General features: G+C 72.1%; 8 protein-coding genes. 2 read left to right on the plus strand and 6 right to left on the minus strand.

Annotated elements, in window-relative coordinates; translation table 11 throughout:
- Positions 1-11: 11 nt before the first annotated feature.
- From LIV37_RS11470 to LIV37_RS11480, 3 genes are all read right to left on the minus strand, one after another.
- Positions 12-557, minus strand: a complete 546-nt coding sequence (locus LIV37_RS11470) for a hypothetical protein (RefSeq protein WP_020867275.1) — start codon at positions 555-557, stop codon at positions 12-14.
- Between the two features lie 204 nt (positions 558-761).
- On the minus strand, positions 762-1622 hold the full coding sequence (locus LIV37_RS11475; protein ID WP_020867276.1) for an oxygenase MpaB family protein: 861 nt from the start codon (positions 1620-1622) through the stop codon (positions 762-764).
- 19 nt (positions 1623-1641) lie between these two features.
- Positions 1642-5382: a glycoside hydrolase family 2 TIM barrel-domain containing protein gene (locus tag LIV37_RS11480; RefSeq protein WP_121826100.1), complete on the minus strand. Its 3741-nt coding sequence runs from the start codon at positions 5380-5382 to the stop codon at positions 1642-1644.
- A gap of 273 nt (positions 5383-5655) precedes the next feature.
- Between LIV37_RS11480 and LIV37_RS11485 the strand changes: the two genes are divergently transcribed.
- Positions 5656-6399: a MerR family transcriptional regulator gene (locus LIV37_RS11485; protein WP_020867278.1), complete on the plus strand. Its 744-nt coding sequence runs from the start codon at positions 5656-5658 to the stop codon at positions 6397-6399.
- Between the two features lie 131 nt (positions 6400-6530).
- Here LIV37_RS11485 and LIV37_RS11490 read toward each other — a convergent pair whose 3' ends face one another.
- Positions 6531-7424, minus strand: coding sequence for an alpha/beta hydrolase (locus tag LIV37_RS11490; protein WP_020867279.1), 894 nt, complete (start codon positions 7422-7424; stop codon positions 6531-6533).
- A gap of 99 nt (positions 7425-7523) precedes the next feature.
- Between LIV37_RS11490 and LIV37_RS11495 the strand changes: the two genes are divergently transcribed.
- A complete protein-coding gene (locus LIV37_RS11495) occupies positions 7524-8462 on the plus strand; it encodes a LysR family transcriptional regulator (protein ID WP_020867280.1) in 939 nt (312 codons plus the stop codon).
- Positions 8463-8857: 395 nt separating this feature from the next.
- Here the strand turns inward: LIV37_RS11495 and LIV37_RS11500 are convergent, their stop codons facing one another.
- Positions 8858-11065, minus strand: coding sequence for a 3-hydroxyacyl-CoA dehydrogenase NAD-binding domain-containing protein (locus LIV37_RS11500; protein ID WP_020867281.1), 2208 nt, complete (start codon positions 11063-11065; stop codon positions 8858-8860).
- Between the two features lie 190 nt (positions 11066-11255).
- Positions 11256-12470 (minus strand): acetyl-CoA C-acetyltransferase, encoded by a 1215-nt coding sequence (locus LIV37_RS11505; protein WP_020867282.1) that lies wholly within the window; start codon positions 12468-12470, stop codon positions 11256-11258.
- Positions 12471-12521: the final 51 nt, after the last annotated feature.

The following is a 12521-nucleotide window of genomic DNA, read 5'->3' on the forward strand; positions in this document are numbered from 1 at the left end:
CTGCTGCGGAGTCAGCGGACCCAGCCCTTGTAGCTCTGCCGGCCCTTGGGGCGGCCATGAGCGGCCGCGGCCGGGCGGGCCCGCTCGGCGGGCTCGAGCGCGCCTGCGACGGCACGGACCAGCCAGGCGTTGACCGAGAGCCCCTCGGCTCCGGCGGCCTCCTCGACCCGGGTCTTGAGATGGCTGGGGAGGCGGAGGTTGATGCGCGCCGTGCCGCCCTCGTCGGCTTCGGCGGCGACCGGCGGTATGGGTGCCTGGGCGGCACCACCCGGCAGCTCCTCCGGCTCCCCGGCCTCCTCGTACGCCACCGCGAGCGGCGGGGGTGTCACCACGAACTCGGGGTCGAGGCCGCGCAGCCGCACGTCGACCGAGCCCGGCGCGAGCTCACGGGTCACCTCGTCCATGGCGGCGGACAGGGCGTTGAGCAGGGTGAGCCGGACGGCCGACTCCAGAGGTGTGGCGAGCCGCTCGGCCAGGGCGCGGGCTTCGTCGCCGCCCGCGTCCGCGGCCACCGCGAGCTCATGGCGGAGATTGTCGACGTACCGGGTGAGGTCCATGGCGCCATCATGGCACACCTTTGGCACCACGTCGAGACTTCATGGCATCACACGCGCCATCGATGGCGCCATCATGGCCCCACGCTTGACATACTCCCTGGTCATAGCCTCATCACGTGGCGCCAAGCAAGGCGCCACACCATGCACCACGCCACGCACCACGCCATGCACCACGCCATGCGCCGCGCCGCGGAAGGCCGTTGGTCACGGCCGTCCGGCGCGGGCGCGGCGGCGGGCCTCGCGGGCGATGGGGAGATAGCGGAGCCGCTCGGGCAGCAGCGGGACCACCACCCGCGCGCCTCTCCCGAACCACCGCAGCCGCCGCTCCTGTCCCCGCGTCCACTCCAGCCCGATCGCCTCCCGCGCGTCCGGCGGCATCAGCCCGACGGTGAGGAACGCGCGGAAGCGGGTGAACAGCGGGCGCAGCAGCGGCCACGGCAGCCGGAGCGGCAGCGCGTCCGGCGCGGGCACGGCGGCGTCGGGCGCGGCCAGTTCACGGGCGACGACGGTGGGCTCCAGCCGTTCCCGCACCATCGCGCGGTAGTAGGGCCAGAACTCCTCGACGGATTCCGGCATCTCGCGCTCCTCGACGCCCAGCACCCGTCCGATCCGCAGCCATTCCCCGTACAGCTGTCGCTCCTCGGCCGCGGTGAAGGGGCGGGTGCCCAGATAGCGCTGGGCGCGCAGATAGACGGGATAGCCGGTGGCGTGCACCCACGCGTAGACGGGCGGGTCCAGCGCCCGGTAGAAGCGGCCGTGCGCGTCCACGCCCTGTATGGCCGCGTGGAGCCTGCGCAGCCGGTGGCCCTCCGCCTCGGCCTCGGCGCCGCCGTACACCCACAGCTGCACCGACCGCAGCGAGCGCTCCCCGCGTCCCCAGGGGTCGGTGCGGAAGACGGAGTGCTGGTCCACGCCCGCCCCGACGGCCGGATGCGCCACCTGCATGGTCATCGCGGCCGGCAGGGCGAGCACACTGCGCAGCTCCCCCGCCACGGCCCACAGGATGCCGCCCGCAGGGGGCGGATCGTGGCCTTCGGCGGTGTGGCGGGGGCTCTGCGTGCTCATGGGTCCATCGGTGGTGCGGTTACTTCCCTCCTGTTCCAGTGTGCGCGCTCGCGCCGCCGTCGAGCGGGCGCAGGGTGAGCGTGTAGTCGTACGCGCCGTCGGCCTTCACCCGGTACTGGTCGCGCACCGGGTTGGGGGTGTCGCCCGCGCCGGTGACCGCGTGGTCGGCGTGCAGGGTGTTCCAGCCGTCGTTGCGCTTCAGGAAGTGCGGATAGGCGGCGCGGTCGAGTTCGTCGTACGCGCTGGCGCCCGCTTCCAGGTCGCCGGAGACCAGCAGTCCGGCGCCGCCGCGGTCGGTGAGGGACGCCCAGCGCACATCGTCGTGGTTGCCGTGGTCCTGGGGCTTCAGATACTCCACGTACTGGTCCTCGACCGAGGAGGACCAGACGCCCATGGGGGTGCCGTCCTTACGGTCGTTGAAGTTCTCCACCGGTCCGCGCCCGTACCAGCGGAAGGTGCCGTACCGCTCGGGGACCTTCAGCTTGAGGCCGATCCTGGGCAGATAGGGCAGGGTGCGGAAGTCGCCGCGCGCCTCGACCTGGTGCCGGATCCGGACCTGGCCCGCGCCGTCGACCCGGTAGGCCACGGTCTGGCCGAAGGACGCGCCGGTCACATCGGGCGCGGCGGCCGTGGAGCGGACGGTGACGGTGACCGTGCCGTCGTCGCCGGGGGTCACCTCGACCCCGTCGACGGTGGTGCGCAGCCGGTCGAGCCCCAGGGAGCGCCAGCGCTTGCCCTCGGCGGTGCCCCAGTCGGAGCGCTCGTTGCTGATCGGGGCGCGCCAGGCGTCCAGTTCGGGGCCGGAGCGGAGCAGTTCGCGGCCCGCCACGCGCATCGAGGTGAGCGTGCCCTCCTTCTTGCCGAAGGTGTAGCGGAAGCCCTCGCCGCTGACCCGTACGGCCTCGCCGCTCTCGACGGCCTCGGCGGGGCCTTCGGCGGCCGGGGCGGGGGCCGGCCCGGGCACCTTGTCACCGCCGACCGCGAACTGGCCGAAGGAGACCACATGCCCGGCCTTGGCCCAGTCGGTGGAGTGCGCGGTGACGGCCCGTACGGTCAGATGGCGCTCATAGCCCCCGGGGTTGGCGGGCGGGGCCGGGAGCTGGACCGTGGCGCTCTCGCCGGGCCCGACATCCAGGGCACGGGTGCCGCTCGCGACGGTCCGCGCGCCCTCGGTCACCGTCCAGCGCAGCCGGAGGTCGTCGGTGCCGGTGAAGGCGCGCTCATTGGTGACCTTCACCTTGCCGGTGCGGGCGCCCTCGCCGCCCGGGTCGATGATGCGGATCGGCGCCTGCACCCAGGCCAGTTGGGCGGTCTCCGGCTCCGGGTCGCGGTCGGCGGTGACCAGCCCGTCCACACCGGATTCGTAGAGCCCGTAGGAGAGATAGCTGCCCTTACGGTTGAAGTCGTCGAAGTTCAGGGCGATCAGGGCGTCGCGCTCCGGGTCCTGGCCGGCGGCGAGCCGCTCCGCGCCGAGCGCCGTGTCATAGACCCGGACCTGGTCGATGGTGCCCTTGGCGGTCCGGCCGGTCCAGCCGTCCTCCATGGTGTCGTTGTTCCGGCCGACGCCGAGGTCGAAGCCGGTGTAGTCGATGTGCCCGCTCCACTCGGTCTTGGCGAGCTCCTTACCGTCGGCATAGAGGCGCAGCGCGCTGCCGTCGTAGGTGCCGGTGACCCGGTGCCAGGCGCCGGCCCAGCCGTCGGGCACGGGGGCGGTGACGGTGCGGGGCTTGCCGCCGCTGGTGATGGTGAATTCGAGGGTGTCCTCGTCCTTCATCCGCAGGACGTACTGGTCGCCCTTGCTGACGATGGTGAAGTCCCCGGTCCAGGGCTCGGCCGGTTTGACGCGGGCGTCGAGGGTGACGGCGGTGCCGGTGAGGTCGAGCCTCGGATCGCGGTAGGTCTCGACGAAGTCGTCAAGACCGGACAGATACAGCGCCTTGCCCTTCCCTCCGTAGCCGTCGACCACCTTGGGCTTGCCGGACAGGGAGGCGGCGATGTCATGGCCGGAGGAGTCGGGGGTGGTGATCAGCGGACGGCGGATGTTCTGCTCGGCCCAGTCCCAGATGAAGCCGCCCTGGGCGCTGGGGTAGGCGCGCATCACCTCCCAGAACTCGCGGAAGTTGCCCAGGCTGTTGCCCATGGCGTGGGCGTATTCGCCCATCACGATGGGCTTGGTGAAGGTCTTGGCCTTGGTTTCCAGGGAGGCCGGGGTGGGATAGCGGGGTCCGGCGATGTCCGCGTAGGGGGCGTCGCCGTCGGGGCTGTTGGACTGGTGGTAGAGCGGGCGGGTGGGCTCGTTCGCCCGGGTCCACTTCGCCATCGCGTAGTGCGCCTTGCCCAGCCCGGCCTCGTTCCCGGTGTCCCACATGATCACGCTGGGGTGGTTCTTGTCGCGCTCCACCATGCCCTGGTGGCGCTCGAGGAATGCCTTCTGCCATTCGGGGCGCTCGGCCAGGCAGTCGTCCGGGCAGTTCTCGTGGCTGTGGGTCTCGACCTCCATCTCGTCGTCGATCAGGATGCCCTCGCGGTCGGCGAGCTCATAGAGGTACGGGTCCGAGGGGTAGTGCGAGGTGCGGATCGCATTGACGTTCAGCCGCTTCATCAGCCGGATGTCCTGCTCCATCCGGGCGCGGGTGGCATGGCGTCCGGTGGCCGGGTCGGTCTCGGCACGGTTGACGCCGCGGATCAGGATGCGTTTGCCGTTGAGCGTGAGCTGCTTGTCCTTGACCTCGATCTCACGGAATCCGACGCTCTGGCGAACGGTCTGGATCGCCTTGCCCTCCGGATCGCGGAGGGTGAGCACCAGCGCATAGAGGTTCGGCGTCTCGTCGGACCACTTGGCGGGGTTGGCGATCTGCCCCGTCAGCTCCGCCTTCCCGGCCTTCTCCTCGGCCGTCAGCCGCCGTACCTCACGCCCCTTGGGGTCGTAGAGCACCCCGGTGACCTGATGCGGTCCGCTCTTGTCGCTTCCGGTATGTGCGATGTCCACTTCGGTACGCAGGGTGGCGTCCCGGTAGGAGGCGTCGAGATCGGTGGTGACGTACGCGTCCTCCATGCGGGTCGTCGGCGTGGAGTACAGCGATACGGAGCGGAAGATGCCCGCGTAGCGCCACTGGTCGTAGTCCTCCAGATACGATCCCGCGCTCCAGCGGTGCGCCTGGACGGCGATCCGGTTGGTGGCGCCGGGCCGCAGATAGTCGGTCACATCGAACTCGGCGGGCACGTAGCCGCCCTGGTCGTAGCCGACGTAGTGGCCGTTGATCCACAGGAACCAGCCGGAGGTGACCCCGTCGAAGCGGATCACCTGCCGCCGCCCGTCCCAGTTCCGGGGCACCGTGATGTCCCGGATGTACGCCCCGGTCGGGTTGGTGTCACGGGGCACCTTGGGCGGGTCGTCGGGCGACATCTCGCTCTGGACGTTGCGGAACACCGGATGGTCCAGGTCGTCGGTCTGCCAGGTGTGCGGGACCTGGACGCGCTGCCACGCCGACGCGTCGTAGCCGTCCTTCCAGAAGCCGCTCGGGGCGTCCTCCGGGCGGTCGGCCAGGGCGAACCGCCAGGATCCGTCCAGGCTGCGCTCCCACCGCGCGCGGTCGGGCCCGTCCGGCCGCAGCCGGGTGTGCGGGGGCTCCTGGCCCTCGCCGGTGCGCTCCGGATCCTCGAGGTAGGTGTGCACATCGGCGGGGAACTTGCCCGCGTCCGGCGACCTCCCCACGGCCGTGTCCGCGGCCGTGAGACCGAGGCCGACGGCGGTGGTCATGGCCAGTACCGCCCCGATCAATCGCCGTATTCGATACCTGCCGCGTTCCGAGCTCAATCCGACCCCACCTCACAGATTCGGAAGAAAACCAACACAGCTGAACGGCGTCGCACGCTATTCATCGGTAAAGAGAGCGTCAACAGGTCCTACCGATCCGGGTGTTCACCGGGTGGCGGTGGGAGGTTTCACAGCGATGATGCGACAGCAATACTGCTGAACCCGATCGGGCAGCAGCACAGCGGAGCAGGACGACGCGGAAGCGAGGCACGACCGATGACCACCCCCGGCACCGAGGAACCCACCCTCACCGTCGACGAGCTGGCGGCCCGCGCCGGGGTGACCGTGCGCACCGTGCGCTTCTACAGCACCCGCGGGCTGCTGCCGCCGCCCGCGATCGGCCCGCGCCGGGTCGGCCACTACGGCGCCGAGCACCTCTCCCGGCTCGCGCTGATCGAACAGTTGCAGCGCCACGGCATGACCCTGTCCGCCATCGAGCGCTATCTGAGCCAATTGCCACCGGATCTGAGCGAGAACGAGCTGGCGATCCACCGCGCCCTGGTCGCCTCCTGGGGCCCGGACGCCCCCGAGGAGGCGACCCGCGAGCAGTTGGACCGGCGGGCCGGGCGGGCGCTCACCGAGGAGGACGTCGACCGGCTGGCCGCACTGGACGCGCTGGAGCGCACCGATGACCCGGATCGGTTCCGGATCGACCCCAGGGCGCTCCATCTGGGGCTGCGGCTGCTGGAGGTGCCGATCGAGCTGGAGACGATACGCACCGCCCACGCGGTCGTCCTGGAACACACCCGCTCCGCCGCGCGCGAGCTCAGCCGGCTGTTCCGGGACGAGGTGTGGGGGCCCGAGCGCGATCACGAGTCCGGGAGCGGACCCGAGCGGATGCAGGCGAAGAAGTCACTGTCGGCCCATATGCAGCCGCTGGTGGTGGAGGCGCTGGTGATCGCGTTCCAGCGGTCGATGAAGCAGGAGCTGCGGGCCTGGTACGGGCAGGACGCGGACTGAGCGGGCCCGGGGCGGTGAGGCGGCCGCCCCGGGGAAACGGCTGGTCGGCGGAGGCCGGTGAACTGTGCGGCGGCCGCCGGTAAGTGGTTGCCGACCGCCGGTGAGCGGGTCAGCGGCCGCCGATGAATCGGTCAGCGGCCGCCGATGAGCGTGGCGGCGAGCTCCTCGGGGCGGGCGGCGAACGGCGAGTGGCTGCCCGGCAGCGGCCGCACGGTGAACGGCCGGTCCGGCATCGCCGCGTCGGCCTCCGCGATCATCAGATCCTGCATCGCGGGGGTGCACGCCCAGTCCTCGGCGCACCGGATGAACGTACGCGGTATCCGGCCCCACCGCTCCCGGGTCAGGGTGATCGGGGTGGTCGGCACCGCGAAGGGCAGATCCGGGCTCAGGGCCTGGTACCAGCGGGCGAAGGACCCGGCGGGAACGTCGTCGTAGAAGGCCAGCCGCAGCTCCTCCACATACGCCGGATCGGCGGAGCGCGGATTGATCCGGAACGCGCCGATGGCCTCCGGGTCGCCCAGCATCAGCCCCTGCCCCCGCGCGGTCGCGGTCTGCTCGGGGGACGTCAGATAGTCGGCGAAGCGCGGGCGCCCGGCGGGGACGAAGGACGACAGATGGATCAGCTCGTCGACGAGGTCGGGCGCCCGCTCCGCGGCCAGGGACGCGGGGGCGCCACCGGCACTGTGCGAGACCAGGGCGACCTTCGGATACCGGCGGACCGACCGCAGCGCGGCGACGACGGCCTCCGCGCACTCCTCCAGGGTCACCCCGGCCAGCGCCGACTTCTCGGTCGCCAGACCCGGCTGGCCGGGGAGGAGGAGGCCCGAGGGCAGCTGGGCCTCGAAGCCGTGCCCCGGCAGATCGACGGCGAGGCTCGCCGCGCCGAGCCGGGCCAGGGCGCGCTGGGTGGACGCCCACTGCCAGGAGGCGTGCCAGGCGCCGTGGACCAGCACGAACACGGTGCCGGACGGAACCGGGCCGGGGTCGGAATCGGTGAGAGGGGTTCTGGGGCTCGTGGCGCTCATGGGCACAGTCCACCGGCACGGCCAGGCGTTATCCACCCCCATATCTGACAACCCCGCCGCCGATATCTTCTGAATATCGACTCGACTATCCTCGGCCTGATGGAGTCACGTCATCTGCGCTACGCCCTGGCGCTGGCCGAGCACCAGCACTTCGGACGGGCCGCGGCCGCCCTCGGCATCGCCCAGCCCCCGCTGTCCCAGCAGATCGCCGCGCTGGAGCGGGAGCTGGGCGCGCGGCTCTTCGACCGTACGGCGCGCGGGGTGTTCCCGACCGCCGCCGGCGAGGCTTTCCTGGCCAGGGCGCGCCGGGTGCTGGCCGAGATGTCGGCCGCCGTGTCGGACGCGGGCCGGGCCGCCCGGGGCGAGACGGGGCGGCTGCGGCTCGGCTTCATCGGCTCGGCGCTGCTGGAGCTTCTGCCGTCCGTGCTGGGCACGTTCATCCGCGACCGCCCCGAGGTGCGGCTGGGGCTGCAGGAGATGTCCACGCGCCGGTCCACGGCGGCGCTGCTGGCGGGCGAGCTGGACCTCGCCATCGGGCGCGGTGCGCCCCGGGGCGCCGGTGCCGAGGATCTGGTGTCGGTCACGGTCGGCAGGGACCATCTGGTGGCGGTCGTCGGGGCCGCCCATCCCTTCGCCGGGCAGACCAAGCTGAGCCTCGAGCAGCTCAAGGGGCAGCACCTGATCGTCGCGCCCGCGGAGGAGGAGCCGGCGGTCGCCGCCTGGCTGGCCGGGCTGCTGGGCGAGGGCGCCGACGTGCCCGAGCGGGCCGGTGGGGTCACGGAGGCATGGGACGCGCACACCATCATCGGGCTGGCCTCGTGCGGGGTGGGGGTGGGGCTCGGCCCGGCGTGTCTGCGGGTGGCGGCGCGGCCGGGCGTCCGGGTGTGCGAGGTGAGTCCGCGGGTGGAACTGCCGGAGCTGGTGATGTCGTTCCGCGCCCAGGACCGCTCCCCCGTGCTGGCGGCCTTCCTGGACATCACCCGGGAGCGGTGCCCGGGGGTGGCGGACCGGCTGGAACGCCGCCTCGGCGCCCGCTGACGGGCCGGACCGACCCTGCCCGCCGACCCTGCCCGCTGACGGGCGGTCGGCCCGGCCCGTCAGCGGCAGGGAAAGCGGCCGGAGAGGCCATACGGGCGGCTGCGGGGTGTCCGGGGGATCGCGCCGCCTGCGGCGGGCTGCTCCCCTCCCCGCCCCTTCCCTCAACTGGGGCTCCGCCCCAGACCCCGCTCCTCAAGCGCCGGAGAGGCTGGAAGGTTGGGCTCCGCCCCGGGGCCCCCGGGGTCCAGCGCCGGAGGGGATGGAAGGTGAGGCTCCGCCCCAGACCCCGGGGTCTGGGGCGGAGCCCCTGCCGCGCGGCGGAGCCGCATATCGATGCCGCGGGGGGCGGGGAGGGGAACAGCCCGCCGCAGGCGCCAAAATCCGCCGGACGCCCCCTAGTCCGTGAAGCGCTCCCCGCGCTCCGCCTTCTCCACCAGCAGCGCGGGCGGGGCGAACCGCTCCCCGTACGCCGCCTCCAGCTGCCGGGCACGGGCCACGAAACCGGCCACGCCGCCCTCGTATCCGTTGATGTACTGCAGCACCCCGCCCGTCCAGCCGGGGAAGCCGATGCCCAGGATGGAGCCGATGTTGGCGTCGGCGACGGAGGTCAGCACGCCCTCCTCCAGCAGCCGCACCGTGTCGATGGACTCGCAGAAGAGCATCCGCTCCTTCATGTCCTCGAAGGGGATGCGGGTGCCCTCACGCACAGCGTCTCCGGACCCGCCCGGGGCGAAGTGCTCGCGCAGCCCCGGCCACAGCCCGGCGCGCTTGCCGGTCGTCGCGTCGTAGTCGTAGAAGCCCGCGCCACCGCTGCGGCCGGGGCGCCCGAACTCCTCCACCATGCGGTCGATGACCGCGTCGGCCGGATGCGGCCGCCACTCGCCGCCCGCCTCCTCGGTCGCCCGGCGCGTCTCCTCGCGGATCTTGCGCGGCAGGGTGAGGGTCAGCTCGTCCATCAGGGAGAGCACCTTGGCCGGGTATCCGGCCTGGGCGGCGGCCTGCTCCACGGAGGCCGGGTCGATGCCCTCCCCCACCATCGCCACGCCCTCGTTGAGGAAGTGGCCGATGACGCGGGAGGTGAAGAAGCCGCGGGAGTCATTGACCACGATGGGGGTCTTGCTGATCTGCCGCACCAGATCGAAGGCGCGGGCCAGCGCCTTGTCGCCGGTGCGCTCGCCCTTGATGATCTCGACCAGCGGCATCTTGTCGACGGGCGAGAAGAAGTGCAGCCCGATGAAGTCTTCGGCGCGCTGCACCCCCTCCGCGAGCAGGGTGATGGGGAGGGTGGAGGTGTTGGAACACAGGAGGGCGTCCGGGGCGATGACGCCCTCGATCTCCTGGAACACCTTGTGCTTGAGCGCCGGATCCTCGAAGACCGCCTCGATGACCGCGTCACAGCCTTCGAGGTCGCGCGGATCGGCGGTCGGGGTGATCCGGGCCAGCAGCTGGTCCCGCTTGGCCTCGGTGGTACGGCCCTTGGCGAGCGCCTTGGCCAGCAGCCCCTCGGAGTACGCCTTGCCCTTGGCGGCGGCCTCCACGGACACGTCCTTCAGGACGACCTCGATGCCCGCCTTGGCGCACGCGAACGCGATGCCCGCGCCCATCATCCCGGCGCCCAGCACCGCGACCTTGCGGACCTCGCCGGGCTCGATCCCCTGCGGCCGGTTGGCACCGGAGTTGACCGCCTGCAGTTCGAAGAAGAACGCCTGAATCATGTTCTTGGCGGTCTGGCCGACGACCAGCTCGGTGAAGTACCGGGCCTCGATGGTCTGCGCCGTCTCGAAGTCCACCTGGGCCCCCTCGACGGCGGCGGCCAGGATATTTCGCTGCGCGGGGTAGGGGGCGCCGTTCAGCTGCTTCCGCAGATTGGCGGGGAAGGCGGGCAGGTTGACGGCGAACTTCGGCTGCGCCGGGGTGCCGCCCGGAATCCGGTAGTCCTTGTCGTCCCAGGGCTGGGCCGACTCGGGGTGGGCGGCGATGAAGGCGCGCGCCCGGGTCAGCAGCTCCTCGCGGGAGGCCACGACGTCATGCACCAGCCCCGCCTCCTGGGCGCGCAGAGGGCTGTACCGCGTGCCCTGGAGCAGCCACTTGAGCAGCGCGTCGGTGACGCCGAGCAGCCGTACCGTACGGGCGACACCCCCGCTGCCGGGGAGCAGGCCCAGGGTGACCTCGGGGAAGCCGATGCGGGCCCCGGGAGCGTCGAGGGCGATGCGGTGGTGGCAGGCGAGTGCGATCTCCAGCCCGCCGCCGAGCGCCGCGCCGTTGATCGCGGCCACCACGGGCTTGCCGAGGGTCTCGATCCGGCGCAGCGCGCGCTTGATACGGAGGTTCTTCTCGTAGACCTCCTGGGCCTGGCCGGGCCCGACCTGGATGAGGTCGTTGAGGTCGCCACCGGCGAAGAAGGTCTTCTTGGCGGAGGTGACGATGATGCCGCGGATGGCGTCCCGCTCGGCCTCGGCGCGGTCGGCGATCGCGTCGAGGGAGTCGATGAACGCGGCGTTCATGGTGTTGGCGGACTGGCCGGGGTCGTCGAGCACCAGGGTGACGACGCCTTCGTCGTCCTGCTCCCAGCGGATGGTCGAGCCGGTGGTGGGGTGGGTCATCTCAGGTCTCCAGGGCGAAGGTGCGTGGGGCGGGAAGGAACGGGGAACGGCGGCCTCTTGAGAGGCACTCGGCTGCGAACCGCGCGGCTCCGGGGCCACTCGGCCGCGGAATCACGCGGCTCCGGGGCCACTCGGCCGCGGAACCGTGCGACTCCAGGCCGCGCGGCTCTGGAGCCGGTCCAGGACCGCTCTAGAGCCGCTCGACCACCGTCGCGATGCCCATCCCGCCTCCCACGCACAGCGTCACCAGCCCGAACCGCCCGCCCCGCCGCTCCAGCTCGTCGATCACCGTGCCGAGGATCATCGCGCCGGTGGCGCCCAGCGGATGGCCCATCGCGATCGCGCCGCCGTTGACGTTGACCTTGTCCAGGCTCAGCCCCATGTCCTCCACGAAGCGCAGCACGACCGCCGCGAACGCCTCGTTGATCTCGACCAGATCGATGTCGTCGATGGTCAGCCCGGCTTTGCCGAGCGCCTTACGGGTGGCGGGAGCCGGGCCGGTGAGCATGATGGTGGGGTCGGCGCCGGATACGGCGGCGGAGACGATCCGGGCGCGCGGCGTCAGCCCGAAGCGCTCACCGACCTCACGGCTGCCGATGGCGACCAGGGCGGCGCCGTCCACCATGCCCGAGGAGTTGCCCGCGTGGTGGACATGGTCGATCGCCTCGACCCAGTGGTACCTCTGCAGCGCCACCGCGTCGAAGCCGCCCGCCTCGCCGATGGCGGCGAACGACGGCTTCAGGCCCGCCAGGGTCTCGGGGGTGGTGCCGGGGCGGACGTGCTCGTCCCTGTCGAGGACGGTCAGCCCGCTGCGGTCACGGACCGGGACCACGGAGCGGTCGAAGTACCCCTCCTTCCAGGCGCGGGCGGCCCGCTCCTGGGAGAGCGCGGCGTAGCTGTCCACGTCATGGCGGCTGTAGCCGCCGATGGTGGCGATGAGGTCGGCCCCGATGCCCTGCGGTACGAAACCGGTCTCGTAGTTGGTCATCGGGTCCGCGAACCAGGCCCCGCCGTCGGAGCCCATCTTCACGCGGGACATCGACTCGACCCCGCCCGCGAGCACCAGGTCCTCCCAGCCGGAACGGACCTTGGCCGCCGCCAGGTTGACGGCCTCCAGGCCCGAGGCACAGAAGCGGTTCTCCTGGACGCCCGCGACCGTGTCCGGGAGCCCGGCCGCGATCGCCGCGATCTTGGCGATGTCGGAGCCCTGGTCGCCGAGGGGGCTGACGACACCGAGGACCACGTCGTCGATCGCCGCCGGATCGAGCTCGGGGAACCGCCGCCGCAGCTCATGGATGAGGCCCACCACCAGGTCTACGGGCTTGGTGCCGTGCAGGGCACCGTCGGCCTTCCCGCGCCCGCGCGGGGTGCGGATGGCGTCGTACACATACGCTTCGGTGCTCACGTCAGCGGCCTTTCAGAGGAGGGTTGGCGCGGGGACGGCTCGGTGGTCCGG

The sequence above is a fragment of the Streptomyces rapamycinicus NRRL 5491 genome, from assembly GCF_024298965.1.
In the GTDB taxonomy this organism is placed as follows: domain Bacteria; phylum Actinomycetota; class Actinomycetes; order Streptomycetales; family Streptomycetaceae; genus Streptomyces; species Streptomyces rapamycinicus.

Excerpts from the sequence above, each read along its gene's own strand:
- LIV37_RS11490 (WP_020867279.1), bottom strand. The coding sequence starts at position 7,424 with ATGAGCGCCACGAGCCCCAGAACCCCTCTCACCGATTCCGACCCCGGC.
- LIV37_RS11495 (WP_020867280.1), top strand. The coding sequence starts at position 7,524 with ATGGAGTCACGTCATCTGCGCTACGCCCTGGCGCTGGCCGAGCACCAG.
- LIV37_RS11500 (WP_020867281.1), bottom strand. The coding sequence starts at position 11,065 with ATGACCCACCCCACCACCGGCTCGACCATCCGCTGGGAGCAGGACGAC.
- LIV37_RS11475 (WP_020867276.1), bottom strand. The coding sequence starts at position 1,622 with ATGAGCACGCAGAGCCCCCGCCACACCGCCGAAGGCCACGATCCGCCC.
- LIV37_RS11485 (WP_020867278.1), top strand. The coding sequence starts at position 5,656 with ATGACCACCCCCGGCACCGAGGAACCCACCCTCACCGTCGACGAGCTG.
- LIV37_RS11470 (WP_020867275.1), bottom strand. The coding sequence starts at position 557 with ATGGACCTCACCCGGTACGTCGACAATCTCCGCCATGAGCTCGCGGTG.
- LIV37_RS11480 (WP_121826100.1), bottom strand. The coding sequence starts at position 5,382 with ATGACCACCGCCGTCGGCCTCGGTCTCACGGCCGCGGACACGGCCGTG.